The organism is Streptomyces sp. NPDC050619 (genome assembly GCF_040654815.1).
GTDB lineage: Bacteria > Actinomycetota > Actinomycetes > Streptomycetales > Streptomycetaceae > Streptomyces.
Window position 1 is genome coordinate 36,648 of record NZ_JBFAIR010000052.1, and the last position, 26,084, is coordinate 62,731.

At 70.4% G+C, this 26,084-nt stretch carries 24 protein-coding genes and 1 pseudogene; 9 read left to right on the forward strand and 16 right to left on the reverse strand.

Going from position 1 to position 26,084, the window contains the following annotated elements; translation table 11 throughout:
• Positions 1-21: 21 nt before the first annotated feature.
• The gene (locus tag AB0I77_RS48175; RefSeq protein WP_363289322.1) at positions 22-450 is read right to left on the reverse strand and encodes a PPOX class F420-dependent oxidoreductase; all 429 of its coding nucleotides are present in this window, start codon (positions 448-450) and stop codon (positions 22-24) included.
• Between the two features lie 94 nt (positions 451-544).
• Between AB0I77_RS48175 and AB0I77_RS48180 the strand changes: the two genes are divergently transcribed.
• Both AB0I77_RS48180 and AB0I77_RS48185 read left to right on the forward strand, forming a co-directional pair.
• Positions 545-958, forward strand: coding sequence for a roadblock/LC7 domain-containing protein (locus tag AB0I77_RS48180; RefSeq protein ID WP_363289323.1), 414 nt, complete (start codon positions 545-547; stop codon positions 956-958).
• A gap of 126 nt (positions 959-1,084) precedes the next feature.
• Positions 1,085-1,999, forward strand: coding sequence for a DUF6397 family protein (locus AB0I77_RS48185; protein WP_363289324.1), 915 nt, complete (start codon positions 1,085-1,087; stop codon positions 1,997-1,999).
• A 12-nt stretch (positions 2,000-2,011) separates the two neighbouring features.
• Here AB0I77_RS48185 and AB0I77_RS48190 read toward each other — a convergent pair whose 3' ends face one another.
• Both AB0I77_RS48190 and AB0I77_RS48195 read right to left on the reverse strand, forming a co-directional pair.
• A complete protein-coding gene (locus AB0I77_RS48190; protein WP_363289325.1) occupies positions 2,012-2,878 on the reverse strand; it encodes an acyl-CoA thioesterase II in 867 nt (288 codons plus the stop codon).
• A 19-nt stretch (positions 2,879-2,897) separates the two neighbouring features.
• Positions 2,898-5,411, reverse strand: a complete 2,514-nt coding sequence (locus AB0I77_RS48195; RefSeq protein WP_363289326.1) for a DUF3516 domain-containing protein — start codon at positions 5,409-5,411, stop codon at positions 2,898-2,900.
• Between the two features lie 145 nt (positions 5,412-5,556).
• Between AB0I77_RS48195 and AB0I77_RS48200 the strand changes: the two genes are divergently transcribed.
• Positions 5,557-6,351 (forward strand): metal-dependent hydrolase, encoded by a 795-nt coding sequence (locus tag AB0I77_RS48200; protein ID WP_363289327.1) that lies wholly within the window; start codon positions 5,557-5,559, stop codon positions 6,349-6,351.
• Positions 6,352-6,410: 59 nt separating this feature from the next.
• On the opposite strand, the gene AB0I77_RS48205 is transcribed toward AB0I77_RS48200, so the two are convergent.
• From AB0I77_RS48205 to AB0I77_RS48220, 4 genes are all read right to left on the reverse strand, one after another.
• Positions 6,411-6,692, reverse strand: a complete 282-nt coding sequence (locus tag AB0I77_RS48205) for a type B 50S ribosomal protein L31 (protein ID WP_363289328.1) — start codon at positions 6,690-6,692, stop codon at positions 6,411-6,413.
• A gap of 69 nt (positions 6,693-6,761) precedes the next feature.
• The gene (locus tag AB0I77_RS48210; RefSeq protein WP_363289329.1) at positions 6,762-7,232 is read right to left on the reverse strand and encodes a DUF5709 domain-containing protein; all 471 of its coding nucleotides are present in this window, start codon (positions 7,230-7,232) and stop codon (positions 6,762-6,764) included.
• A gap of 280 nt (positions 7,233-7,512) precedes the next feature.
• On the reverse strand, positions 7,513-9,294 hold the full coding sequence (locus AB0I77_RS48215; RefSeq protein WP_363289330.1) for an ABC transporter ATP-binding protein: 1,782 nt from the start codon (positions 9,292-9,294) through the stop codon (positions 7,513-7,515).
• Positions 9,291-11,102 (reverse strand): ABC transporter ATP-binding protein, encoded by a 1,812-nt coding sequence (locus tag AB0I77_RS48220; protein WP_363289331.1) that lies wholly within the window; start codon positions 11,100-11,102, stop codon positions 9,291-9,293. The genes AB0I77_RS48215 and AB0I77_RS48220 overlap by 4 nt, the downstream gene beginning before the upstream one ends.
• A 144-nt stretch (positions 11,103-11,246) precedes the next feature.
• Between AB0I77_RS48220 and AB0I77_RS48225 the strand changes: the two are divergent.
• From AB0I77_RS48225 to AB0I77_RS48235, 3 genes and pseudogenes are all read left to right on the forward strand, one after another.
• Positions 11,247-11,757: pseudogene (locus AB0I77_RS48225) on the forward strand (hypothetical protein); the annotation flags it as partial.
• A 92-nt stretch (positions 11,758-11,849) separates the two neighbouring features.
• Entirely contained in the window at positions 11,850-13,490 is a 1,641-nt protein-coding gene (locus AB0I77_RS48230; protein WP_363289332.1) for a peptide-N4-asparagine amidase, read from the forward strand.
• Positions 13,491-13,657: 167 nt separating this feature from the next.
• Positions 13,658-15,094 (forward strand): cation:dicarboxylase symporter family transporter, encoded by a 1,437-nt coding sequence (locus AB0I77_RS48235; protein ID WP_363289333.1) that lies wholly within the window; start codon positions 13,658-13,660, stop codon positions 15,092-15,094.
• An 82-nt stretch (positions 15,095-15,176) separates the two neighbouring features.
• On the opposite strand, the gene AB0I77_RS48240 is transcribed toward AB0I77_RS48235, so the two are convergent.
• Positions 15,177-15,632, reverse strand: coding sequence for a MarR family transcriptional regulator (locus tag AB0I77_RS48240; RefSeq protein ID WP_363289334.1), 456 nt, complete (start codon positions 15,630-15,632; stop codon positions 15,177-15,179).
• Between the two features lie 94 nt (positions 15,633-15,726).
• Here AB0I77_RS48240 and AB0I77_RS48245 point away from each other — a divergent pair, with 94 nt between their 5' ends.
• Both AB0I77_RS48245 and mltG read left to right on the forward strand, forming a co-directional pair.
• Positions 15,727-17,529, forward strand: a complete 1,803-nt coding sequence (locus AB0I77_RS48245; RefSeq protein ID WP_363289335.1) for an ABC transporter ATP-binding protein — start codon at positions 15,727-15,729, stop codon at positions 17,527-17,529.
• Positions 17,530-17,572: 43 nt separating this feature from the next.
• Entirely contained in the window at positions 17,573-18,418 is an 846-nt protein-coding gene (mltG, locus tag AB0I77_RS48250) for an endolytic transglycosylase MltG (protein WP_363289336.1), read from the forward strand.
• Between the two features lie 12 nt (positions 18,419-18,430).
• On the opposite strand, the gene AB0I77_RS48255 is transcribed toward mltG, so the two are convergent.
• From AB0I77_RS48255 to AB0I77_RS48280, 6 genes are all read right to left on the reverse strand, one after another.
• Complete coding sequence (locus AB0I77_RS48255; RefSeq protein WP_363289337.1) at positions 18,431-19,540, reverse strand: NAD(P)-binding domain-containing protein; 1,110 nt, start codon at positions 19,538-19,540, stop codon at positions 18,431-18,433.
• A gap of 42 nt (positions 19,541-19,582) precedes the next feature.
• Positions 19,583-20,731: an LLM class flavin-dependent oxidoreductase gene (locus tag AB0I77_RS48260; RefSeq protein WP_363289338.1), complete on the reverse strand. Its 1,149-nt coding sequence runs from the start codon at positions 20,729-20,731 to the stop codon at positions 19,583-19,585.
• A gap of 1 nt (position 20,732) precedes the next feature.
• Positions 20,733-21,758 (reverse strand): ABC transporter substrate-binding protein, encoded by a 1,026-nt coding sequence (locus tag AB0I77_RS48265; RefSeq protein ID WP_363289339.1) that lies wholly within the window; start codon positions 21,756-21,758, stop codon positions 20,733-20,735.
• A 42-nt stretch (positions 21,759-21,800) separates the two neighbouring features.
• The gene (locus AB0I77_RS48270; protein WP_363289340.1) at positions 21,801-22,541 is read right to left on the reverse strand and encodes an ABC transporter ATP-binding protein; all 741 of its coding nucleotides are present in this window, start codon (positions 22,539-22,541) and stop codon (positions 21,801-21,803) included.
• Entirely contained in the window at positions 22,514-23,398 is an 885-nt protein-coding gene (locus AB0I77_RS48275; protein ID WP_363289341.1) for an ABC transporter permease, read from the reverse strand. The genes AB0I77_RS48270 and AB0I77_RS48275 overlap by 28 nt, the downstream gene beginning before the upstream one ends.
• A gap of 175 nt (positions 23,399-23,573) precedes the next feature.
• Positions 23,574-23,657, reverse strand: a complete 84-nt coding sequence (locus AB0I77_RS48280; protein WP_351276907.1) for a putative leader peptide — start codon at positions 23,655-23,657, stop codon at positions 23,574-23,576.
• Between the two features lie 123 nt (positions 23,658-23,780).
• Here AB0I77_RS48280 and AB0I77_RS48285 point away from each other — a divergent pair, with 123 nt between their 5' ends.
• The gene (locus tag AB0I77_RS48285; protein WP_363289342.1) at positions 23,781-24,203 is read left to right on the forward strand and encodes a YjbQ family protein; all 423 of its coding nucleotides are present in this window, start codon (positions 23,781-23,783) and stop codon (positions 24,201-24,203) included.
• Positions 24,204-24,439: 236 nt separating this feature from the next.
• Here the strand turns inward: AB0I77_RS48285 and AB0I77_RS48290 are convergent, their stop codons facing one another.
• Positions 24,440-25,279, reverse strand: a complete 840-nt coding sequence (locus tag AB0I77_RS48290; protein ID WP_363289343.1) for a helix-turn-helix transcriptional regulator — start codon at positions 25,277-25,279, stop codon at positions 24,440-24,442.
• 373 nt (positions 25,280-25,652) lie between these two features.
• Positions 25,653-26,084, reverse strand: a 432-nt coding sequence (locus tag AB0I77_RS48295) for an SDR family NAD(P)-dependent oxidoreductase (protein WP_363289344.1), incomplete at its 5' end; no start/stop codon positions are given.

Consider the following 26,084-nt stretch of genomic DNA (forward strand, 5'->3'; position numbering starts at 1 on the left):
AGATGGGGTCGGCAGCGGTCCTCAGTCGGCTACGGACTTCTGCGCCAGGACCTTGTCGATCGTGACGCGGACGAGGAGTTCGCCCGGAACCCCGTTGCGGGCCCCGAACTCCTCGGCCCGCTCCTCGCCCATGTAGCGCGCCCCGATACGGCCGGCCCAGTGCCTGACCTCGTCGAGGTCCTCCAGGGTCCGGGCGTGGCCGCGAAGTATCACGTAGCCGAAGGGCGGCCGGTCGTCGTCCACGCAGAGCGCGACCCGGCCGTCCCGGGCCAGATTGCGCCCCTTCACCGTGTCCTTCCCGGTGTTGAACACCACGTCGTCCCCGTCGAGCAGGAACCAGATCGGCGCCACGTGAGGGCTTCCGTCGGCTCGCACGGTCGACAGCTTGCCGGTGCGGGTGCCGTGCGAGACGAACTCCCGCCATTCGATGTCGGTCATGTTCTGTGCCATGTCCCCATCCTCCTTGCCCGGACGCGGGTCGTGGGTAAGGCTGACGTGGAGATCCTCCGGCCAGGAGGAAACGTCACACGGGGAGACGGGAAACATGGCGCAGAACCGGGGACTCGGCTGGTTGCTGGACGATTTGACCGAACGGGTCGAACACGTGCGGCACGCTCTGGTCCTGTCGAACGACGGGCTGGTGACGGGAGCCAGTACGGGACTACGTCGCGAGGACGCGGAACATCTCGCCGCCGTCTCGTCCGGACTGCACAGCCTGGCCAAGGGCTCGGGCCGGCACTTCGGGGCGGGCAAGGTGCGTCAGACGATGATCGAGTTCGACGACGCGGTGCTGTTCGTCACGGCGGCGGGTGCCGGCAGCTGTCTGTGCGTGCTCAGCGGCGCGGAGGCCGACATCGGCCAGATCGCCTACGAGATGACGCTGCTCGTCAATCGGGTCGGCGAGCACCTCGCCGTGGACGCCCGACAGCCCCAGCACAGTCCGACCGCAGACGCCTGACCTGCACGTTCGTCATCTCTCGCGGAGTTATCCACAGGCTTGCCACGAAATTCGCCGAACCGGCTACGGTTTGTGTCACGGCGAACGCACACAGCGTGAGCATCCGACTCCACGGGGGAGACCGACATGCCGACCGACACCATCACGAAACCGCACCGCCTCTCCGTTGCGCCGAGCCGCGCGGCCCGAGAACTGGGACTGAGGCGAAGCGAGTTCGACCTCGCCGTGCACCTCGGACACATCCGGACCGTGCCCGACGAAGGAGGCGGGGGCAGGAGGGTCGCCCGCTCCGAGATCGACCGGCTGTGTGCGGGGCAAGGCTTCCCGGACTCTCTGCGGGAGCGCGTGACGGCCGTGGGCACCAGGGAGGGCGCGGCGGTCATGGAGGTGTCCCAGGGCAGGTTCACACGCCTGGCACGGCTGGGCCTGATCGTGCCGGTCACCTTCTATCTGAACCGCTATCGAGCCGTGGTCTGGCAGTATCTGGCCGAGGAACTGGGGCAGTTCGCGGTCGACGAGAAGAACACCCGGCTGCTGAAGGCCCGAATGCCCGAGGGGCTGCGCGATCAACTGGAGTCGGGCCTGGACCTGCGCCCACGTAACTGGCGCGGACGCCACCTGGGATTTCTGCTGCGGCAGGCCGAGGATCCGTGGGAGTGTGCCGGGGCCGCGGCCGCCTTCCTCGACCCCGTCCAGGTAGCGGAAATCGTCCCGGACCCCTACGAGCGCGCCCACTTGAACCGTTTCCGGCCAGGGCCACCCACCCATGCAGCACCGGGTTCGCCCGCCGCGGGCATCGCCGAACTGATCATGACGGCTGACGACCCCGATGAGATCGGCTGGCTCCGGGCGGAACTGGCAAGGACCGTGGCGGAAGCACGCGAGCAGCGGCCGGCACCCCGGCCCGCCCCGAAGCAGAAACACAACGCGCCGGAACCGGAACCTGAACACGAAGCGCCGCAGCACGAAGCGTCGGCACGCCACGGTGAGCCCGAGTCCTCACGCGGGCTGCTGGGGTGGCTGCGGCGCAGAAGCTCCTGACCCGCGGCCGGCCTACAGCGCTCTGAACAACCCCTCCTGGACAACGGACACCAGCAGACGCCCTTCCAGGTCGTAGATCCGGCCGCGGGCCAGCCCTCGGCCACCCGTGGCGATCGGTGACTCCTGGTCGTACAGGAACCACTCGTCCGCGCGGAACGGCCGGTGGAACCACATGGCATGGTCCAGCGACGCCATGTCGAACCCGCGCGGGCCCCACAGGGGTTCGACCGGGATGCGGACGGCGTCCAGGAGGGTCATGTCGCTGGCGTACGTCAGGGCGCACGTGTGCACGAGCGGATCGTCGCCCAGCGGCCCGACCGCGCGCATCCACACCGCGCTGCGCGGCTCGGCGTCCTTCACCTCGTCGGCGGTCCAGCGCAGCCGGTCCACGTAGCGGATGTCGAAGGGCTGACGGCGGGCCATCCGCTCCAACTGCTCGGGCAGCTCGCCCAGATGCTCCCGGACCTCGTCCGAGACCGTCGGCAGGGACTCGGGCCCGGGCACCTTGCGCGCCGGCGGCAGCTGGTGCTCGAAACTCCCCTGTTCAGGCTTGTGAAAGGAGGCGGTGAGATTGAAGATCGTGCGCCCCTGCTGCACGGCGGTGACCCGGCGGGTCGTGAAGGATCGACCGTCCCGCACCCGTTCGACCTGGTACACGATCGGCACACCCGGCCGACCCGGACGCAGGAAGTACGCGTGCAGCGAGTGCACCGGGCGGTCGCCCTCCGTGGTGCGCCCGGCGGCGACCAGCGCCTGGCCCGCCACCTGGCCGCCGAAGACCCGCTGCAAAGACTCCTGCGGGCTGAGGCCGCGAAAGATGTTGACCTCGATCTGCTCCAGGTCGAGCAGGCCGACGAGCGTCTCGACCGGATTCGTCATGGGTGGGATTCTCCTGTGCTCACAGCTGGCCGACATCGGTGACACGGACGATCGCACGGCCCTCGGCGTCGGAGGCCGCGAGGTCGATCTCCGCGCTGATGCCCCAGTCATGATCGTCATTCGGGTCGTCGAAGATCTGACGGACGCGCCACAGGTCGTGGTCCGCGTCCTCCTCGATCATCAGCAGTTTGGGGCCGCGGGCGTCGGGGCCGGTGCCGAGGTCGTCGTACTCGTCCCAGTACTTGTCCATGGCCTCGCCCCAGGCGTCGGCGTCCCAGCCGGAGTCGCCGTCCAGCGCGCCCAGCTCCTCGACCTGGTCCAGGGCGGCGAGCTCGACACGGCGGAACATGGCGTTGCGGACGAGGACGCGGAAGGCGCGCGCGTTGGTGGTGACCGGCTTGACCTCGTCGGCCTTCTCCTGGGCCTCCTCGGCGGTCATCTCCTCCGGGTTGGCGAGCTGCTCCCACTCGTCCAGCAGGCTGGAGTCGACCTGGCGCACCATCTCACCGAGCCACTCGATCAGATCCTGGAGATCCTCGGACTTGAGGTCGTCCGGGACGGTGTGGTCGAGGGCCTTGTAGGCGCCGGCGAGGTAGCGCAGCACGATGCCCTCGGTGCGGGCCAGCTCGTAGTGGGAGACCAACTCGGTGAAGGACATCGCCCGTTCGTACATGTCCCGGACGACGGACTTCGGCGACAGCGGATGGTCGCCGACCCACGGGTGGCTCTTGCGGTAGGTGTCGTAGGCGTGGAAGAGCAGCTCCTCCAGGGGCTTCGGGTACGTGACGTCCTGGAGGCGCTCCATGCGGTCCTCGTACTCGACGCCGTCCGCCTTCATCGCGGCCACCGCCTCACCGCGGGCCTTGTTCTGCTGGGCGGCGAGGATCTGCCGCGGGTCGTCCAGCGTGGACTCGACGACGGACACCATGTCCAGGGCGTAGGAGGGCGACTCGGGGTCGAGGAGTTCGAACGCGGCCAGGGCGAAGGTGGACAGCGGCTGGTTCAGCGCGAAGTCCTGTTGCAGATCGACCGTGAGGCGCACGATGCGGCCCTCGGAGTCCGGCTCGTCGAGTTTCTCGACGATGCCGCCGTCCAGCAGCGAGCGGTAGATCGCGATCGCGCGCCGGATGTGCCTCAGCTGCTGCTTGCGCGGCTCGTGGTTGTCCTCCAGGAGGTGCCGCATCGCCTCGAAGGCGTTGCCGGGCCGGGCGATCACCGACAGCAGCATGGTGTGCGTCACCCGGAAGCGGGACGTCAGCGGCTCCGGCTCGGAGGTGATCAGCTTGTCGAAGGTGTTCTCCGTCCACGCGACGAAGCCCTCGGGTGCCTTCTTGCGGACGACCTTCCGGCGTTTCTTCGGGTCGTCACCCGCCTTGGCGAGCGCCTTCTCGTTCTCGACGACGTGCTCGGGGGCCTGGGCGACGACCAAGCCCGCCGTGTCGAAGCCCGCGCGTCCGGCGCGGCCGGCGATCTGGTGGAACTCGCGGGCGCGCAGCGTACGGACGCGCGTGCCGTCGTACTTGGTCAGGGCCGTGAACAGCACGGTGCGGATGGGCACGTTGACGCCGACGCCGAGCGTGTCCGTGCCGCAGATGACCTTCAGCAGACCGGCCTGCGCCAGCTTCTCCACCAGGCGCCGGTACTTGGGCAGCATGCCGGCGTGATGCACCCCGATGCCGTGCCGCACGTATCGGGAGAGGTTGCGGCCGAACTTGGTGGTGAAGCGGAAGTTGCCGATGAGCTCGGCGATCTGGTCCTTCTCCTCGCGCGTGCACATGTTGATGCTCATCAGCGCCTGCGCCCGCTCCACGGCCTGCGCCTGCGTGAAGTGCACGATGTAGACGGGCGCCTGCTTGGTCTCCAGCAGCTCTGTCAGCGTCTCGGTGAGCGGGGTGAACCGGTACTCGTAGGAGAGCGGCACCGGGCGGGTGGCCGAGCGGACCACCGAGGTCGGCCGGCCGGTGCGCCGGGTCAGGTCCTTCTCGAACATCGAGACATCGCCGAGTGTGGCCGACATCAGGATGAACTGCGCCTGCGGCAGTTCCAGGATCGGGATCTGCCAGGCCCAGCCGCGGTCCCCCTCCGCGTAGAAGTGGAACTCGTCCATGACGACCTGGCCGACGTCCGCGTGCTTGCCGTCGCGCAGCGCGATCGAGGCGAGCACCTCGGCGGTGCAGCAGATGACGGGGGCGTCGGCGTTCACGGACGCGTCGCCGGTCAGCATGCCGACGTTCTCGGTGCCGAAGATCTTGCACAGCTCGAAGAACTTCTCCGAGACGAGTGCCTTGATCGGAGCCGTGTAGAAGGTGACCTCGTCACGGGCCAGCGCGGCGAAATGGGCGCCCGCCGCGATCATGCTCTTGCCGGAACCGGTGGGCGTCGACACGATCACGTTCGCCCCGGAGACCACCTCGATCAGCGCCTCCTCCTGGTGGGGATAGAGGGTGAGACCGCGCTCCTGGGACCACGCCTCGAAGGCTTCGTACAGGGCGTCGGGGTCGGCGGTCGGCGGCAGCTGATCGATGAGGGTCACCCACCCATCTTGCCTGCCCTTGAGCCCCAGAGGGGAATCGGATGCTGGCGCGAAGATCGCGAACGCTACGCTGTGTCGCCGACGGCGCGTCAGCGCGCCCGGTCAACTGGACAGCGGCACACGAGGAATGGGGCGGGCAGTAGCCATGATGGGACCAGCACACTCACTGTCGGGCGCCGCGGCCTGGCTCGGCGTCGGGGCGGCCGCCGCCGCGACGGGGCACACGATGCCCTGGCCGGTCCTTCTGGTCGGAGCCCTGATCTGCGCGGGCGCCGCGCTCGCTCCGGATCTCGATCACAAGGCGGCGACCATCTCGAGGGCCTTCGGACCGATCTCACGAGGCCTCTGCGAGATCGTCGACAAGCTCTCCTACGGCGTCTACAAGGCGACGAAGAAGCAGGGCGACCCGCGCCGCTCCGGCGGGCACCGCACGCTCACCCACACCTGGCTGTGGGCCGTCCTGATCGGCGCGGGCACCGCGGCCGCCGCGATCACGGGAGGTCGCTGGGCGGTTCTGGTCATCCTCTTCGTCCACATCGTGCTCGCCATCGAGGGGCTGCTGTGGCGGGCGACGCGTGGTTCCAGCGCCGACGTCCTGGTCTGGCTGCTGGCCGCGACCAGCGCGTGGATCCTCGCAGGCGTCCTGGACCAGGCGGGCAACGGCTCGGACTGGTTGTTCACGGCACCGGGCCAGGAGTACCTGTGGCTCGGCCTGCCGGTCGTCCTCGGCGCGCTGGTGCACGACATCGGGGACGCGCTGACGGTCTCCGGCTGCCCGGTCCTGTGGCCGATCCCGGTGGGCCGCAAGCGCTGGTACCCGATCGGTCCGCCGAAGTTCATGCGGTTCCGGGCGGGCAGCTGGGTCGAGCTGAAGGTGCTCATGCCGGCGTTCATGCTGCTCGGGGGAGTGGGCTGCGCGGCGGCGCTCAACTTCATCTGAGCGCCGGGTCCGGCGCCGGCCGCGCCCTCCCCACCCAAGCCCCGGCGCGGCCGGGGCCCTCAGCCCGCCTCGCCACCGCCGGATCCCGGCTGCTCCGCCCCGCCGCCGTAGCGCCGTTCGAACTGGGCGATGCGGCCCTCCGAGTCCACCGTCCGTGCCTTGCCGGTGTAGAAGGGGTGGCTCTCCGAGGAGATCTCCACGTCGACCACGGGGTACCTCTCGCCGTCGTCCCACTCGATGGTCTGCTCGCTGGTCGCGGTGGAGCGGGTGAGGAAGGCGTAACCCGCGGCCCGGTCGCGGAAGACGACCTCGCGGTAGTCGGGGTGCTTGTCCTGCTGCATGGACGCTCCTTGTACGACGTCGGCTCGTGCGCCGTCGGCGGAGACGCCGACGGCGCGGGGACTGTGGGATCAGCCGGAGAGGGTGTCCTCGTCGACGATGTGCACCGCGGCCTCCTCGGCGGAGGCGGCCGCGCCGTCGATGCCCACGTCCGTGGCGACCAGCGCGCTCTCCTCGTCCTCGTGCGCCCCCTCGTCGGGTGCCACGAGACGGCCGGAGCGATCCGCCCCGACCTCGTTGTCCAGGGGCTCGCCGTCGGTGTCGGCGCAGTCGCCGATGTCGTCTCCGTCGGGCATGCCGGGATCCGGCAGCTCCTCTGCGAGCCGCTGGTCCAGCGTCTCGCCCTGTCGGCGTTCGGCGGCCGTCACGCCGGAGTGCTCGACTGCCCAGGGGCGCTCCGGAGGGGACCAGCCCCGGTCGAGGGGGTCGCTGACACCGTCGTTCTCCAGGGTGTCCTCGGCATCCAGCAGTCCCGCGTCGTCCTGGATCTCGGATGCATCGGGCTGGTAGACGTCGTCACCCCATCCGTCGGCGCTGTTCACAGGTACCTCCAGGTGGTGAGGGCGGGCGCGTCCTTCCCGTGGTCGGCGGCGGGCCGCAGGCGTACGGGGCACTCGCTGCGCCCTTCGGTGAACCGCGTGGTTCACGGGCGCTCCCCGAGCCGGTGCCGCTATCCAGCCTTCCACTCGTCTTCGGCTCCGCGCAACGGCACGGGCCAGGGCCGGGGACCGCTCATCCCCGGCCCGGGCTCACGCACTCCGCGCCCGGGGACCGCTCATCCCCGGCCCGGGCTCACGCACTCCGCGCCCCGGCACAGCCGGGTCACCCGTGCCAGGACCGCCACAGCGCCGAGTACGCCCCGTCCGCGGCGACCAGCTCGTCGTGGCTGCCCAGCTCGCTGATCCGGCCGTTCTCGACGACGGCGATGACGTCCGCGTCGTGGGCGGTGTGCAGCCGGTGGGCGATCGCGACCACCGTGCGGCCGTCGAGGACGCGGGCCAGGGAGCGTTCCAGATGGCGTGCCGCCCGCGGGTCGAGCAGGGAGGTCGCCTCGTCCAGCACCAGCGTGTGCGGGTCGGCCAGCACCAGCCGGGCCAGGGCGATCTGCTGCGCCTGGGCCGGGGTCAGCGCCAGCCCGCCCGAGCCGACCTCGGTGTCCAGCCCGTCGTCGAGCGCGCGCGCCCACCCGTCCGCGTCCACCGCGCCCAGTGCCGCCCACAGCTCCGCGTCGGCGGCGCCGGTCCGGGCGAGCAGGAGGTTGTCGCGCAGGGAGCCCACGAAGACGTGGTGCTCCTGGTTGACCAGGGCCACATGCGAGCGGACGCGTTCGGCCGGCATCCGGGAGAGCTCGGCGCCGCCCAGGGTGATCCGGCCGTCCCGGGGCGCGTAGATCCCCGCGAGCAGCCTGCCCAGCGTGGACTTGCCCGCACCGGAGGGCCCGACCAGCGCCAGCCGGGTGCCGGCGGGGACCTCCAGGGACACCTCGCGCAGGACGTCCACGCCCTCGCGGTAGCCGAAGTGCACCCGGTCCGCGTGCACGCGGCGCCCGTCGGGGGCAACCGTCGGGTCACCGGCGTCCGGCTCGATGTCGTTGATGCCGACCAGCCGGGCCAGCGACACCTGGGCGACCTGGAGCTCGTCGAACCAGCGCAGGATCAGGTTCACCGGGTCGACGAGCATCTGCGCTATGAGCGCCCCGGTGGTCAGCTGGCCGACCCCGATCCAGCCCTGGAGGGCAAACACGCCGCCGAGCATGAGTACCGAGGCGAGGACCATCACATGAGTGACGTTGATGACGGGGAAGAGCACCGACCGCAGCCAGAGTGTGTAGCGTTCCCAAGCCGTCCATTCCTTGATCCGCCGCTCCGACAGCGCGATGCGGCGGGCGCCGAGGCGGTGGGCCTCGATGGTGTGCCCGGCGTCCACGGTCTCGGCGAGCGCGGCGGCCACGGCGGCGTATCCGGCGGACTCCGATCGGTACGCGGACGGCGCGCGCCGGAAGTACCAACGGGAGCCGACCACCAGCAGCGGCAGGGCGACCAGCACGGTGGCCGCGAGCGGCGGCGCCGTGATCACGAGCCCGCCCATCAGCAGGACCACCCACACCACGCCGATCGCCAGCTGCGGAACGGCCTCGCGCATCGCGTTGGCCAGCCGGTCGATGTCCGTCGTGATCCTGGACAGCAGGTCACCCGTCCCGGCCCGCTCCAGGACACCCGGCGGCAGCCCGACCGACCGTACGAGGAAGTCCTCGCGCAGGTCGGCCAGCATCCGCTCGCCGAGCATCGCCCCGCGCAGCCGCACCTCCCGCACGAACACGGCCTGGACGGCCAGCGCGAGGACGAACAACCCGGCCGTCAGCTCCAGATGGAGTTCCTGTGCGTCGTCCGACACCCGTTCCACCAGCCCGCCCAGCAGCCATGGGCCCGCCATCGAGGCGATCACGGAGACCGTGTTGACGGTGACGAGGAGCAGGAAGGCACGCCGGTGCCGGCGGAACAGTTCGGCCACATAGGCGCGTACGGTCGCGGAGGCGCCGACCGGCAGGGTGTTCGCCGTGGTCGGGGCGGCCGGGTCGTACGCCGGTGGCGCCACGCCGATCATGCTGTCTCCTCGATCTCTTCCAGTTCGTCCAGTACGTCGTGCAGCGCCGCCTCCTTGTCGGCCAGGGCGGCGGCCTCCTCGTCGGTCTCCCGGGTCACCACGGCCCGGTACCGGGGTTCCTTGTGCACCAGTTCGCGGTGCACACCGACCGCCGTGACCGCGCCCTCGTGTACGAGCACGACGCGGTCGGCGTGGTCCAGCAGGAGGGGCGAGGAGGTGAAGACCACGGTCGTGCGCCCGGCCCGCAGGTCCCGCATGCTCTGCGCGATCCGGGCCTCCGTATGCGAGTCGACGGCGGACGTCGGCTCGTCCAGGACGAGCACCTCCGGGTCCGTGATCAGCGACCGGGCCAGTGCGAGCCGTTGGCGCTGGCCGCCGGACAGGGAGCGTCCGCGTTCGGTGATGCGGGCGTCCATCGGGTCCTCGGCGTCGAGCGAGCCCTCGGCGAGTGCGGCCAGGACGTCTGAGCACTGGGCGGCCGCCAGCGCCTCCTCGGCGCCGACGTCGCCCGACGCGGGCACGTCGAGCAGCTCGCGCAGTGAACCGGACAGCAGCACCGGGTCCTTGTCCTGGACGAGAACGGCGGTACGGGCGGAGTCGAGCGGCAGCTCGTCGAGCGGCACTCCGCCCAGCAACACCGGTGTGCCCTCCTCCGAGGGGTGTCCGCCCAGCCGTTCCGCCAGCAGCCCCGCTGTGTCCGGGTCGCCGCACACCACCGCGGTGAGCCGGCCGGCGGGTGCGAGCAGACCGGTGGCCGGGTCGTACAGATCGCCGGCCGGCATCGCGGCGGCGAGTGATCCCTCGGTGTCGGTGGCGCGCTCCAGCGCCAGCACCCGCGCGGCCCGCCGGGCCGAGGGGCGGGAGAAGGAGTAGGCCATCGCGATCTCTTCGACGTGGCGTAGAGGGTAGGTGAGGACCATGACCGAGCTGTAGACCGTGACCAGTTCGCCGACGCTGATCCGGCCCTGGCGGGCCAGGTGGACGCCGTACCAGACGACCGCGATCAGCAGCAGGCCCGGCAGCAGTACCTGGATCGCGGAGATCAGGGACCACATGCGGGCGCTGCGCACGGCCGCGTGGCGGACCTCCTGGGAGGCGCGGCGGTAGCGGTCGAGGAAGAGCTCCTCGCCGCCGATGCCGCGCAGGACGCGCAGACCGGCGACGGTGTCCGAGGCCAGTTCGGTGGCGCGCCCCGCCTTCTCGCGCTGGAAGTCGGCGCGCCGGGTCGCACGGGGCAGCAGCGGCAGCACGGCGAGGGTCAGGACGGGCAGTCCGATGGCGACGACCACGCCGAGCGCCGGCTGGTAGACGACCAGCGCGATGCAGACCAACACGATGGTGACCGCCGCCGCGGTGAACCGGGAGATGGCCTCCACGAACCAGCCGATCTTCTCGACATCGCCGGTGGACACGGCCACGACCTCGCCGGCCGCGACCCGCCGGGTCAGCGCCGAGCCCAGCTGGGCGGCTTTGCGGGCCAGGAGTTGCTGGACTCGTGCGGCAGCCGTGATCCAGTTGGTGACCGCGGCGCGGTGCAGGAAGGTGTCGCCGACCGCCTGGCCGGCGCCGCACAGCGCCAGCAGGGCGCCCGCGAGGGCGAGCCGGGCACCGGAGCGGTCCACGACGGCCTGGATGGCGAGACCGACGCAGAAGGGCAGCGCGGAGACGGAGACGAAGTGCAGCAGTCCCCAGGCCAGCGACTTGAGCTGGCCGTCCAGCTGGTTCCGGAAGAGCCACCGCAGGAATCGGGGCCCTGAGCGCGCGTCCGGCACACCCGGGTCGGGATACGGAAGGTCTTGGATCTGCATGACGTCCCAGTGGCTCGTGTCAGGGGAAGGGGGAAGGGGAGGCGAGAAGGGGATCGCGAACTGCGGTTGCAAACCGTGAAAGGTTCGCCTCATAGCGTGGTCGGAAGCAAACGGTTTTCCGTCCCGGCGCACAGAACCGGCTGACTGCCGTACCGGCTGTCCTCCTGCGGCAGTTCGGGCCCGGAGCACCGCGGCGGTACGAAGGCGAGAGCCGCGGGCAAGCCCGCCCACACCCGACCAGGCCACCGCCGACCCGACACGAGTCCCGAACGTGGGCGACGGGCTCCAGCGGCGGATCCCCGCCGACTCCCGCCAGGTCGTGGCGGTCTACGGCGACGGCAGGGACTCGCCGGACGCCACGGTCGTGCCGTACACGAAGCGCGGCACCACCTGGGACCGCACCCGCAAATGGCCGGCGCACAACGGCAAGAAGGGCTGGACGACCAACCACCACGAGGACGACAACCGCGGCCCCGTCGGTGTGTTCACGCTCAGCGACGCGGGCGGTGTGCTCCCCGGCCCCAACCCCGGGGCCGGGCTCCCGTACACGCGGTCGGCCGCCTTCGCGGCACCGCGCTGGTGGGCCAAGTCGTACTGGCACGACTTCGACTACGTCATCGCCATCGACTACAACCGCGTCAAGGGCATCCCGCCGACGACCCGACCCGCCCCCGGGGCCAGTCAGGCTGACCCTCATGAGGGAGGCCTCATTGCGGAGGGCGCCCGACTCCCCGTAGAACACCGCTCATGAAGAGACGGATCATCATGTCCATGCTCGCAGGGGCGACCCTCCTGGCGGGCACCCTCCTTGGAACGGGCCCCGTGTCGGCCGCGGAGACCGCCGCCGCGTCCGCTCGATCCGCCGACGTCCCCGCCGAGTTCGGCTCCGACTGGCACGACCCCAGCACGGCGGCCCCGCCCGTCACCAAGCCCTCCGCGAAGTCCTGCCAAGTCACCGTCGCCGAGGCGCAGTTCCGTGACTTCACCCCGTACAAGGGCACCTACACGCCGCCGGACGGCTGTGGCGACCGCTGGAGCAAGGTCGTGCTGCGGCTCGACGGCAAGGTCAAGGGACGGCAGTTCGACCGGCTCGGCTATCTGCATGTCGGCGGCGTCGAGATCTTCCGTACGTCGACGCCCCAGCCCTCTCCCGACGGCATCGAGTGGTCCGTCGAGAAGGGCGTCACGCGCTACAGCGACACGTTCCGCCGCGGCCAGGACGTCGAGATGCTCATCGGCAACGTCGTCGACGACACCTACACGGGAATCATCGACGTCAAGGTCACCCTGACCTTCTACGCGGGCAAGCCGGCCGCGACGCCCGACCGGGTCCTGACCCTCAACGGCGGAACCGACGGAACCGGCGCCGCCACCCTCACCACCCCGCGCAACAGCGAGCGCATCGTCGCCGAGGTGTACGCCACCGGATCCGGCGGCGGTTGCGAGGAGTACTGGTATCTGTCGGTGCCCGGCTCCGCCCCGTACTCCTGCCAGGCCGACGGCGGTCCCTACCGCGAGGTGCAGATCAGGGTCGACGGGCAACTCGCGGGAATCGCCGCCCCGTTCCCGACCGTGTGGACCGGCGGCTGGTCCAATCCCTTCCTCTGGTACGTCGTTCCCGGACCGCGTGCCTTCGACATCAAGCCGATCGAATACGACCTGACACCCTTCGCCGGGATTCTCAACGACGGTCGCCCGCACCGCGTCGAGGTCTCCGTCGTCGGCGTCCCCGAGGGGCAGAGCGGCTGGAGCGCGCCCGTGAACGTCCTCGTCTGGCAGGACGCGAAGAGCGCGCACGTCTCCGGAAGCCTCACCCGGCACAAGGCCGACGACCTCAGCAACTCCTCCAGGTACACGCCTGGTTCGGAGCACCGGGTCGACACGGAGGGTGGCCACCGGCTCGCCGTCGCCGGATACGTCGACACCTCGCACGGCAGGGTGACGACCACCATCACGCGTGCGCTGGCGAACACCTCCGTCCATCGCTGGACCGACGGCGAGTCGACGGACGCGCTGGACGCCACATGGACGGACGACGAGTCGGTCACCGTCGACGGGCGCGGACCGGCCCGGACGACGGCCACTCATCGGACGTACACGATGGACGGCACGACCACGCTCGGCGCGGCCGACCGGCTGCGGACCGTGCTGACCCTCGGTGACCGCGCGGCGGTCGTCGAGACGCGGGGCGGCCGGCGCGCCGCGTGGTCGCGGCTCGACGACACCTACGCGGGCGACGCCACGTACACCGTGAACGTGCCCCGTGACCAGCGGCACGCGGTCGGCACGACGAGCGAGCGCTACCGGATCCACGGCTCGGGCGGGTGCTACGACCGTTCCCTGACCAGCGTCCAGGGAGTGCTCACCGAGGAACGCACCGGCTGCTGACGCGAGTTGTGTGCGATGCGTCACCTGGTGGGCTGATTTAACGCGACGGAAACACGGAGGTCTTCGGCGGGATCAATGGCACCTCCAAAGTGATCGCCACGGAATCCGCTTTCCGTATCGCAGAAGTCCCGTCCCCGGCTTCTGTGTGTCGAACGTCCCCACTAGGAGTGCCAGTGCCGCCGCCGCCCGTACCGTCCCTGCCGCGACGCGTCGCACGCATACTGCGTACCTCTCTTTTCGCGCAGGTCGCCTGCGCGCTCGTGCTCGGAATCGTCGTCGGGAAGCTGTGGCCCGGCACGGCCGCGGAACTCCAGCCGCTCGGCGACGGTTTCACCCGGCTCATCAAGACGATCATCTCGCCGCTGGTGTTCTGCGTGGTGGTCGTCGGGATCGCCAAGGCCGGTGACCTGAAGGCGTTCGGCCGGATCGGGCTGAAGGCCCTGATCTGGTTCGAGGTCGCGTCCACGGCGGCCCTGATCATCGGTCTCGTCGCCGCCAACGTCGTCCAGCCCGGCTCGGGGATGAACGTCGATCCCTCCACGCTCAACTCCGCGGCGGTCGACGCCAAGACGGGTGGCGGTTCGCTGCCCTCGACGACGGAGTTCGTCCTCAACGCGCTTCCCACCAGTTTCATCGGCGCCTTCGCCGAGAACGAGCTCCTCCAAGTGCTCATCCTGGCCTGTCTGGTGGGCGCGGCCTTGCTGCACCTGGGCCACACCAAGGTGCCGAAGGTCCTGCCCGCCATCGAGCAGGCCCAGGAGATCATCTTCGCGATCGTCGGCTACATCATGCGGCTCGCCCCGATCGCGGTGTTCGGCGCGATGGCCGCCCTGATCGGCCAGTACGGGCTCGGCGTGATCGAGACGTACGCCAAACTCATCATCCTGTGCTACGTGGCCGCGGCGCTCTTCCTCGTGCTGCTCTCCGTCGCGCTCAAGATGGTCACCGGGCTCAGCCTCTGGAAGTTCGTCCGCTACATCCGCGAGGAGATGCTGCTCGCGCTCGGCACCGCTTCCACCGAGTCCGTCATGCCGCGCGTGATGCAGAAGCTGCGCCGGGCCGGCGCCCGCGACGACGCGGTGGGCCTGGTGCTGCCGACGGGCTACTCCTTCAACCTCGACGGCGCCTCGCTCTACCTGTCCATCGGCACGCTGTTCATCGCTCAGGCGGTGGGCGTGGACCTGAGCCTGAGTCAGCAGATCACCGTCGTCCTGGTGCTCATGCTGACCAGCAAGGGCATGGCGGGCATCCCCGGTTCGGCCTTCCTCGCCCTGTCCGCGACCGCCTCCTCGCTGGGGGCCATCCCGGCCGGCGCCGTCGCCCTGCTGCTGGGCGTGGACCGCATCATGGACTCGATGCGCGTCGTGACCAACCTGCTCGGCAACTGTGTCGCCGTCTTCGCCGTCTCCCGCTGGGAGGGCGCGCTGGACACCGACAGGGCGAAGAAGGTCCTGGACGGCGAGGTCGTGCCGACGGAGGACGACGACGAGCCCGGCCCGCCGGCCGCCGCCGAGGCTCCGGAGACCGCCCCCTCGGACACTGCCGACAAGTCGGTCGCCGTACCGGCACAGTCCGCCAAGGAACCGGCCCCCGAGGCCAGTTGACAAGAGCGACACACCACAGGCCGCGGCCACCGCTCCAGTACGACGGAGCGGTGGCCGCGGCCTGTTGCGCAGGAGCTGCCGCTCAGCAGCCGTGCCCCCGCTCCGGTATCCCGTCCACCAGCGTGTCCAGCAACCCGCCCAGCACCTCGCGCTGTTCGTCCGACAGCGGAGCCAGGATCTCCTCCGCGGCGGATCTGCGCGCGCCGCGCAGCTCGGTCAGGGCCTTGTGTCCGTCGTCGGTCAGCTCGATCCGGATCACCCGGCGGTTGGTCGGATCGGGCACCCGGCGCACCTTGCCGCTCGCCTCCAGGCCGTCCACCAGCGTGGTCACGGCGCGTGGCACGACCTCCAGCCGCTCCGCGAGGTCGGCCATCCGGGGCGGCGCATCGCAGTGCGCGAGGGAGCGCAGCAACCGGGACTGCGCCGGGGTGACGCCCAGGCCGCGCCGCTCCAGATGGCGCTTCTGGATCCGGTGCACACGGCGGGTGAGCCGCAGCAGCTTGTCGGCGAGCACGCCATCGGGATCGGGGGTGGTCATGCGGGAACAATATCAGGATGACGTTCATTGTGAGTATAGGTAACAATGAGCTAAGCTCCGTCAGTCTTCACCCCCTCACCCTCCGTAGGAGACCATGCCCCGCGACGTCATCACCTGGACCCCCACTCCCGGCACCTCGACCGACCAGCCTCGGCAGGTGCGCCGCATCCTCACCCTGTTCAAGCCGTACCGCGGCCGGCTCGCGATCGTCGGCCTGCTGGTCGGTGCCGCGTCCCTGGTCACCGTGGCCACCCCGTTCCTGCTGAAGGCGACGCTGGACGTCGCGATCCCCGAGGGCCGCACCGGGCTGCTGAGCCTGCTCGCGCTCGGCATGATCCTCAGCGCCGTCCTCACCAGCATCTTCGGTGTGCTGCAGACCCTGATCTCCACGACCGTCGGCCAGCGCGTCATGCACGACCTGCGCACGGCCGTATACGGCCGTCTGCAACGCATGTCCCTCGCCTTCTTCACGCGCACGCGTACCGGCGAGGTCCAGTCGCGCATCGCCAACGACATCGGCGGTATGCAGGCCACCGTCACCTCGACCGCCACCTCCCTGGTCTCCAACCTGACCAGCGTGATCGCCACGATCATCGCGATGGTCGTCCTCGACTGGCGCCTGACCGTGGTCTCCCTGGTCCTGCTGCCGGTCTTCGTGTGGATCAGCCGCCGGGTCGGCAGCGAACGCAAGAGGATCACCACCCAGCGTCAGAAGCAGATGGCCGCGATGGCGGCGACCGTCACCGAGTCGCTCTCGGTCAGCGGGATCCTGCTGGGCCGCACGATGGGCCGTTCCGACTCGCTGACGCGTTCCTTCTCCGAGGAGTCCGAGCAACTGGTCGACCTCGAAGTGCGGTCGAACATGGCGGGCCGCTGGCGCATGGCCGTCATCTCGATCGTCATGGCCGCCATGCCCGCCGTCGTCTACTGGACCGCGGGCCTCGCCCTCCAGACGGGCGGCCCCGAGGTCTCCATCGGCACCATCGTCGCCTTCGTCTCGCTCCAGCAGGGCCTGTTCCGCCCGGCCGTGAGCCTGCTGTCGACCGGCGTCCAGATCCAGAGTTCGCTCGCGCTCTTCCAGCGCATCTTCGAGTACCTCGACCTGCCGATCGACATCACCGAGCGCGAGCAGCCGGTCCACCTCGACAAGATCGAGGGCGAGATCCGCTTCGAGAACGTCGAGTTCCGCTACGACGACAAGGGTGCCCCGATCCTCGACGGCCTCGACATCACCGTCCCCGCGGGCGGCAGCCTCGCGGTCGTCGGCCCGACCGGCGCCGGCAAGTCCACCCTGGGCTACCTGGTTCCGCGGCTGTACGACGTGACGGGCGGCCGGGTCACCCTCGACGGGATCGACGTCCGCGACCTCGACTTCGACACCCTCGCCCGTGCGGTCGGCGTCGTCTCCCAGGAGACGTACCTCTTCCACGCCACGGTCGCGGAGAACCTGCGCTTCGCCAAGCCGGACGCCACCGACGAGGAGTTGGAGGCGGCGGCGAGGGCGGCCCAGATCCACGACCACATCGCCGCTCTGCCCGACGGCTACGACACAGTCGTCGGCGAGCGCGGCCACCGTTTCTCCGGCGGGGAGAAGCAGCGCCTGGCCATCGCCCGCACGATCCTGCGCGACCCGCCGGTCCTGATCCTGGACGAGGCGACCAGCGCCCTGGACACCCGCACCGAGCACGCCGTCCAGGAGGCCATCGACGCGCTCTCGGCCAACCGCACCACGCTCACCATCGCGCACCGCCTGTCCACCATTCGGGGTGCCGACCAGATCGTGGTCCTGGACTCCGGCGAGTTGGCCGAACAGGGCACGCACGAGGAGCTCCTGGAGCGGGACGGGCGGTATGCGGCCCTGGTCCGCCGGGACGCCCGACTGGAGCTGACGAAATGATGATATGTCGGGTTTGTGAGCTTTAGCGGGTTACCGTGCCCGCATGCAGATGAACACTCCGCCACGGAGCACGATTCGACTCACGCGCCGGGGCCGTGCCGCCCTCATCGCGTCCGGGGCCGTCGTGGCCGGCACCGCCGTGGCGGTGCCGCTGCTGATCCTGGGCGGACACCGGGAGGGGGAGGCGAAGCCCACCACCCTGGTGATCCCGGAGGGCTGGCGGGCCGGCCAGGTCTACGACGCCGTCGACAAGGCCCTGGCCCTGCCCGCGGGCACCACCAGGAAGTCCCTCGCCAAGGCCAACCTGAAGCTGCCGAACGACGCGGAGGGCAACCCGGAGGGTTACCTCTTCCCGGCGACGTATCCGCTCCAGGAGCAGGCGACTCCGGAGGAGATGCTGTCGTTCATGGTCGACACCGCCAACAAGAAGTTCAACGGCGCCCCCATCGCGGCCGGCGCCCAGCGCAACGCGATGAACGTCTACCAGGCGGTCACCATCGCGAGCCTCGTCCAGGCCGAGGCCGACACCAAGGCCGACATGGGCAAGGTGGCCCGGGTCGTCTTCAACCGACTGGAACGCGGCATGCCGCTCCAGATGGACGCCACCATCAACTACGCGCTGAACCGCTCCACGGTGCGGACAACCGCCGCCGACACGCGGATCAACAGCCCCTACAACTCGTACCAGCGCATGGGCCTGCCGCCCACTCCGATCGACAGTCCGGGCGAGGCTGCGATGCACGCCGCGATCAACCCGACGCCGGGCGACTGGCTGTACTTCGTCACGGTCAAGCCGGGCGACACACGCTTCACCGCCGACTACGCCGAACACCAGCGCAATGTCACCGAGTTCAACCGGAACCAGCACAGCTCACCGAAGGCCGGGTGACCCGGCGGGAGGTCAGGCGGCGACGGGCTCGCCGGCGCCCTCGACGGACCGCTCGGCCGGCTCCTCGCTCAGCAGCCGTCTGATGTCCCGCACCGCGGCGCGGCCCGCCCGGTTGGCCCCGATGGTGCTCGCCGACGGGCCGTAGCCCACCAGGTGGATCCGCGGATCGGCGACCGCGCGCGTGTCCTCGACCCGGATCCCGCCGCCGGGCTCACGCAGCTTGAGCGGCGCGAGATGGTCGATGGCGGGCCGGAACCCGGTGGCCCACAGGATGACGTCGGCGTCCACCCGCCGCCCGTCGTCCCACTCCACCCCGTCGGGTGTGATCCGGTCGAACATCGGCAGCCGGTCCAGGACACCGTCGCTGAGGCCCTGCCGGATCGCGTCGTTCAGCGGCAGCCCCGTCACCGAGACGACGCTCTTCGGCGGCAGCCCCTGCCGCACCCGCTCCTCGACGAGCGCGACCGCCGCCCGGCCCGCGTTCTCGTCGAAGGGGCCCTCCCGGAAGACCGGCGGCCGCCGGGTGACCCAGGTGGTGGCCGCCGCGTAGGGGGCGATCTCCAGCAGGTGCTGGGTGCCGGACGCGCCCCCGCCCACCACGACGACCCGCTGCCCGGCGAACGCCTCGGGCCCGGGGTACCGCACGGTGTGCACCTGTGGTCCCCGGAAGGTGTCCTGGCCCGGATAGCGTGGCCAGAACGGCCGGTCCCAGGTCCCGGTCGCGTTGATCAGCGCCCGCGTCGACCAGGTACCGGCGGAGGTCTCGACGAGCAACCGCCCGCCGGGCCCCTCGCGAACGGCGCGGACATCGACCGGCCGTCGTACACGCAGGTCGAAGGTGCGCTCGTAGGTCTCGAAGTACCCGGTGATGACCTCGGCGGAGGGCCGCGCCGGATCGGCGTGGGTGAGTTCCAGGCCGGGCAGGGCGTGCATCCCGTGGACCTTGCCGTACGTCAGCGACGGCCACCGGAACTGCCAGGCGCCGCCGGGGCCGGGGGAGTGGTCCAGCACGATGAAGTCGCGCTCCGGCTCGAAACCGGACCGCCGCAGGTGATAGGCGCCGGCCAGACCCGCCTGCCCGGCGCCTATGACGACCACGTCGACCTCGCGTGTGTTGTTCACGCTTCTACCAACAGCGCGTCCGTCGTGGATCTTCCCGCGCGATCAGCGCCCGCCCCCGACGAGGACCGGCGCACCGCTCCTCGCCCCCTCCACCAGCCCGCGGGCGGCCAGTTCGGGGATCACGCCCTCCCCGAACCAGTACGCCTCCTCCAGATGCGGATACCCGGAGAGCACGAAGTGCTCGACGCCCAGCTGGTGGTACTCCTCGATCAGGTCGGCGACCTCGGCGTGGCTGCCGACCAGGGCGGTGCCCGCGCCGCCGCGGACCAGGCCGACGCCGGCCCACAGATTCGGATGGATCTCCAGCTCGTCGCGCGAGCCGCCGTGCAGCGCCAGCATCCGCCGCTGGCCCACCGACTCGCTGCGCCCGAGCGCCGTCTGCGCGGCCGCGATCGTGTCCGGATCGAGGTCGTCGAGCAGCCGGCGCGCGGTCGCCCAGGCCTCGGCCGACGAGTCGCGCGAGATCGTGTGCACCCGGATCCCGAAGCGGACCTCGCGGCCCTCCCGCTCGGCCAGCGACCGGATCCAGTCGATCTTCTCCTTGACCTGCGCGGGCGGCTCCCCCCAGGTCAGATAGACGTCGGCATGCCGCGCGGCGACCGGCCCGGCGGCCGCGGAGGACCCGCCGAAGAACAGCTGCGGCAGCGGGTCCGGCGGCAGTGCGGTCAGCCCGCCGTCGACCTGGTAGTGGCTGCCGTGGAAGTCGTACGGCTCACCGCGCCACACCCCGCGTACGACCGACAGGAACTCGTCCGTACGGGCATACCGCCGGTCGTGGTCGAGCCGGTCGCCGAAGCGCCGCTGCTCTGCCGAGTCGCCGCCCGTGACGACGTTCAGCAACAGCCGTCCGCGCGTGACGCGTTGATAGGTCGCCGCCATCTGCGCGGCGAGCGTCGGCGAGATCAGCCCCGGCCGGAACGCCACCAGGAACTTCAGCCGCTCGGTGTGCTGGGCGAGCGCCACGGTGGTCAGCCAGGCGTCCTCGCACCAGGTGCCGGTCGGGGTGAGCACCGCCTCGAAGCCCAACTGCTCGGCCGCCTTGGCGATCTGGGCGAGGTACTCGATGTCGGGGGCGCGCACCCCGCTGAGCTTTCGGGCCGCGCCGATGTCGTTGGGCGCGTACGCGTGCCGGTCGACGAGGGTTCGGCCGTCGCCGCCCGTCGGCAGGAACCAGTGGAGACGTACGGTCATGTCACGAGCCTTCCGAGGGGCGGGGCGTGGTGGTCGACGGCGGGAGGTCGCCGTTGAACCGGGTGTCCGTGAAGTCGGCGAAGTCGACCTTGCGCGGGATGAGTTTGAGCGCCGTGAACGCGTCGGCGATCCGCTGCTCGGAGGCGACGAGCGGCTTGTCGACCGCGACCGCGATCCGGGTGGCGTAGGTGCGCTTCACCGAGGCCAGTGCCACGTCCTCGGGCAGCCCGGTGTCCTTGGCCCAGACCTTCGCCCATTCCTCCTCGTGGTCGTACACCCACCGGTAGGCGCGCCGCAGCCGCTCCAGGTAGTCCTTGACGGCCGCCGACTTCTTCGCATCCTTCAGCGCGCCCGGCGCCGCCACCTGGAAGGTGAGCCCGTTGGTCACCCCCTCGCCGGTCGTCAGCACGCGGCCCTGCTCGGCCTTGAGGATCTGCGAGGTGTACGGGTCCCACACCGCCCAGGCATCGACGCTGCCGGAGGTGAACGCGGCGAGCGCGTCGGCCGGTTGGAGGTACTTGACCTTCACGTCGCGCAGGCTCAGCCCGGCCGCTTCGAGGGAGGCGACCAGCTGGTAGTGCGCGGAGGAGCCCTGCGCCACGGCGACGGACTTGCCCTTGAGGTCCTGGGGTTTGCTCAGCTTCGAGCTTTTCGGTACGAGGATGGCGTCGCCCTTGGACGTGCCGTGCCAGGCGGCCACCACCGAGATCTTGGAGTTGGCACCGGCGGCGAAGACCGGCGGGGTGTTGCCGACGCCGCCGATGTCGACCGCACCCGCGTTGATGGCCTCCAGGAGCGGTGGGCCGGAGGTGAAGGTGGACCACTTGATCTTGTAGTCGAGGTTCTTGAGCTCCCCGGCGGCCCGCAGGATGGCCTCCGAACCGCCCTTCTGGTCACCGACATTGATGGTGAGGGAGCCCTTGCCGTCCGTGTCGCCGCCCGTCGAGGCCGCCGAGTTCCCGCCGCAGGCGGTCAGGAGCAGGGCCAGGGGGAGAAGCAGTGCGGCGGGGACGAGGCGTCGTCGCATGGTGGGTCCGTTCTCGTGAAACGAGGGTGAAGGATGGGGAGTTCAGGCGGCTTCGGCGGCGGTGTCGACGCCCAGGCGCTCCAGGAGGCCGGCGCGCAGCTCGGCGAACCGCGGGTCGGTGATGTCACGCGGCCGGTCGAGGTCGATCTCCTGCTCGTGCGCGATGACACCGTCGTCCATCACCAGGACGCGGTCGGCGAGCAGGACGGCCTCCTCCACGTCGTGCGTGACGAGCAGGACGGCGCACCCGCGACGCTGCCACAACTCACCCACCAGGCGCTGGGCCTTGATCCGGGTGAGGGCGTCGAGCGCGCCGAACGGCTCGTCGAGCAGCAGCAGATCGGGCTCGCGGACCAACGCCCTGGCCAGTGAGGCACGTTGGGCCTCGCCGCCGGAGAGGGTCTTGGGCCAGGCGTCGGAGCGGTGGTCCAGGCCGACCTCTTCGAGGGCGCGCTCGGCGACGGCCCGCTCGGGCTTGCCCGGCAGCCCGAGCAGCACGTTGCGCCACACCTTCTTCCACGGCATCAGCCGCGGCGCCTGGAAGGCGACGGCCTTGCGGCGCGGCACGAGGACGGTGCCCTGGATGTCCCGGTCGAGACCGGCGAGGATGCGCAGCAGGGTGGACTTGCCGCAGCCGCTGCGGCCGATCAGGGCGACGAACTCGCCCGGTCGGAGGTCGAGTTGGAGGTCGTCGATGACCGGGCGGCCGTCGAAGGAGCGGGTCAGCCCCTCGACCCGCACGGCCGAGGGCGTGGTCACCGGCCGGTGAACGTCGGTCGCCATTGCAGCAGCAGCCTTTCGAGGGAGCGGACGACGAAGTCGGCCAGCAGGCCGAGGAAGGCGTAGACGATCAGGCAGACCACGATCACGTCGGTCCGCAGGAAGTCCCGCGCCTGGATCATGAGGAAGCCGATCCCGGCGTCCGCGTTGACCTGCTCGGCGAAGACCAGCGCGAGCCAGGCGATACCGAGCGAGTACCTGAGGCCGGTCATGGCCCCGGGCAGCGCACCCGGCAGGACCACGTGCCGCACGAGCCCCCGCCGCGAGAGCCCGAGGGACTCCCCGGCCTCGATCAACTGGGCGTCGACGCCGCGGATGCCGGCGTACACGTTCAGGTAGAGCGGGAAGGTCACGCCGAGCGTGATGATGGCGACCTTGGGTGCCTCGCCGATGCCGAACCAGATGATGAACAGCGGGATCAGGCCCACGAACGGCACCGTCCGGAGCATCTGGACCGGCGCGTCCACGAGATCCTCGCCGATCCGGAACAGGCCCGAGACCAGGGCGAGTCCGGTGCCGATGACCGTGCCGAGGACCAGCCCGGCCGCCACGCGCTGAAGCGAGGTGCCCATCGCGGAGGGGAGCGAGCCGTCGGCGATCAGATCCCTGCCGACCTCGGCGATCCGCCCCGGCGAGGCGAGTACGTCGGGCGTCAACACCCCCGTGCTGCTGAGGAGTTGCCACAGGACCAGCAACAGGAGCGGGCCCGTGGTACGACGCAGCCAGCGGGGGATGCGGGTGCGGCGGGCGGACGTGGGGACGAGGGCTTCGAGATCGAGTGCCGACGGGGCGGAGGCAGGCTTCGGTATTTCCGAAATATCGGGTTCGGGAGAGCCAGGCGGGGCATGGCTGATGCTCATGAGTGCTCCACGGAGGGGAGAGCGACTGAGGACGGGTACGCCTCGGCACCGTCACGTCGAAAGGCAGATCAGCGAAAGCGGATCAGTGAAGGCAGATCAGCAACGCGAGATCAGCGCGGATCGGACGTGCGGGCAGGACGGAGCCCAGGCGAGGGGAAAACGGCGTGAGAGGGCGTCAGCAGCCGCGGCGACACGCGGCGGAAGCCACCCGCAGCAGGTCGATGTGACCGCGCGTGGTGAGCATGGCTGAACGCAACATGCGGCCGAAAGTAGCCAGCTGGCATGGCCACGGTCAATGGTGTCTCGCGGACTGGACCCCTCGTATCAGGAACCGGGCGAACCTTCGTGTGTGGAACAGGCGACGTGGGTGAGGATGGGAGGCATGTCAGATGCCTTCACCACCCGAGTCCTGAGCGTGGCCACCGGCTCCACGGAGAGGATCGCCGACCTCACCCACGACTGCGAAGCCTTCCTGCGCGAGGCGGCCGCCGGTCGCGACGGCCTCCTCAATATCTTCGTCCCGCACGCGACTGCCGGCATCGCGGTCATCGAGACGGGCGCGGGCAGCGACGACGACCTCCTCGCCGCCCTGCGCACCCTCCTCCCCGCCGACGACCGCTGGCAGCACCGCCACGGCAGCCCCGGCCACGGCCGCGACCACGTCCTGCCCGCCCTCGTCCCGCCGCACGCGACGCTCCCGGTGGTCGGTGGGCGACTGGAGTTGGGGACGTGGCAGTCGGTGTGTCTGGTGGACACGAATCGCGACAATCCGGATCGTCAGGTGCGGTTGAGCTTCCTGGGATGAGGAAGGTCGTCCTGGGGGGTGGCCGGAGATCTCGGGCGCTACTGACCCCGTGACGCGCCCCAAGCTGGGTCCATGGCTGCGTGATGAGCGAGGCCCCTGCGACGGGCTCGTCGCGGCGGCCGCCGACCGACTCGGCAGGAACGTCGTCGACTGCCTGAAGCGTGACGCCACGATCAAGATGCGGGCTGCTGGGGTTCCGCGCCGGGAAAGCTAGGAGACCCCCGGGTCCAGGGACGTCACGGGGTGAGCTGTTGCTGTCCTATGACGGAGAGCAGTTCGAACTTGCTGTGGCTCTCCGTGCCGGGGCGAGTGGTCAGCACCACCAGGGTCTGGGCGCGGTTCTCGGTGAACAGGACCTGGGCGTCGACGTCGATGCGGCCGAGTTCGGGATGGAGGATGGTCTTGCAGTCGTCGTAGCGTTGGGCGACTTCCTGAAGTTCCCACATGCGCACGAACTCGGGGCTGTGTTCCTGCAGTTCGGCGAGGATCCGGGCGGCTCGGGGGGTGTCGCTGCCGGCTGTCAGCGCGGCCCGCAGGCGCGCCGCATGGGCACGGCCGTGGTGTTCGTGGACCTCCTCGGGATACACCAGACGTTCGGCCGGGTCCATGAACCAGCGGTAGTAGCCGCTGCGGGCCAGACCGGTGTGGCGGGTCTGGTCGCCGATCAGCGCGATGGCCAACGGGTTCATCGCGAGGGTGTCGAGCAGGTCCGTCTGCACCAGGGCCGGGGAGTCGTCCAGGCGGTCCAGGACCCGCATCAGCGTCGGACTGACGTGTTCGGAGCGGTGGAAGCGGGCCGGGGCGTTGTGGCCGATGAGGACGAAGAGGTGGTCGCGTTCGTCCAGGGTCAGCCGCAGTGCCCGGGCGAGAGACGTGGTGATCTGGACGGAGGGCTGCGGAGCGCGCTGCTGTTCCAGGCGGGCGTAGTAGTCGGTGGACATGCCGGCGAGTTGCGCGACCTCCTCGCGGCGCAGCCCCTGCGTACGCCTGCGCGGCCCCTCGATCAGCCCGACGTCGCGGGGGCGCAACATCTCACGCCGGTGCCGCAGGAATTCCGCCAGTTCCTTCTTGTCCATGCCCCCATCCTCGCCGCATCCCGCCCGGCTATCCAGAGACCACCGATCCATGGCTGAGCAGTCCTCTCCCACCCCGCGCGCTCATACGGCCGACGGTGAAGTCGCTCGCAGCGAGACGACCCAATGGTCCCTTGACCTGCATGACCCGCTGGGAAATTCGCTGACCGTCGGCGGAACGCCGCAGGCCGCCGGTAGGGAAGACGGCCTGCGGCGACGTTCCCCCGTCAAGGACGCCCAGCGCTTCAGACCGGCCCCGCGCCTCGTCGCCCGGCCCGGCGACGACCGGAGCGAAGCCGAAGGCGCTTCCGTCCATGATGTGGCCCAACAGGACCCGCCCGCGTGCTGCTGTTCAGCATCGGGCATTTCGGGTCGGTCAGCTGCTGCTGATCATGGCGAGGACGTCGTCGTAGGAGCCGTCGGCCACCGCGTCGCGGATGAACCTGGCGCGCTCGACGACAATCTCCTTCGCGTCGGGCTTCTCGCGCAGCAGGTCGAGGGTCTCGGTGAGGAAGTCGTCCAACGGCATGGCCTGGTCACTGTCCTGCTGGCCCAGCAGGGTCGTGCGCACGCCCGGCGGGACCACCTCGATCACCTGGACGCCGGCGTCAGCACCGGCGAGCTGGATGCGCAGGCTCTCGGAGAAGGAGTGCAGCGCGGCCTTGGTCGCGCTGTAGGTCGGCGTGATCGGGAACGGGACGAACGCCAGCGAAGAGGTGACGTTCATGACGACCGCGTCGTCCTTGCCCCCCAGCAGCGGCAGGAATGCATACGTCATCCGGATCGTGCCGAGCAGATTGGTCGCGAC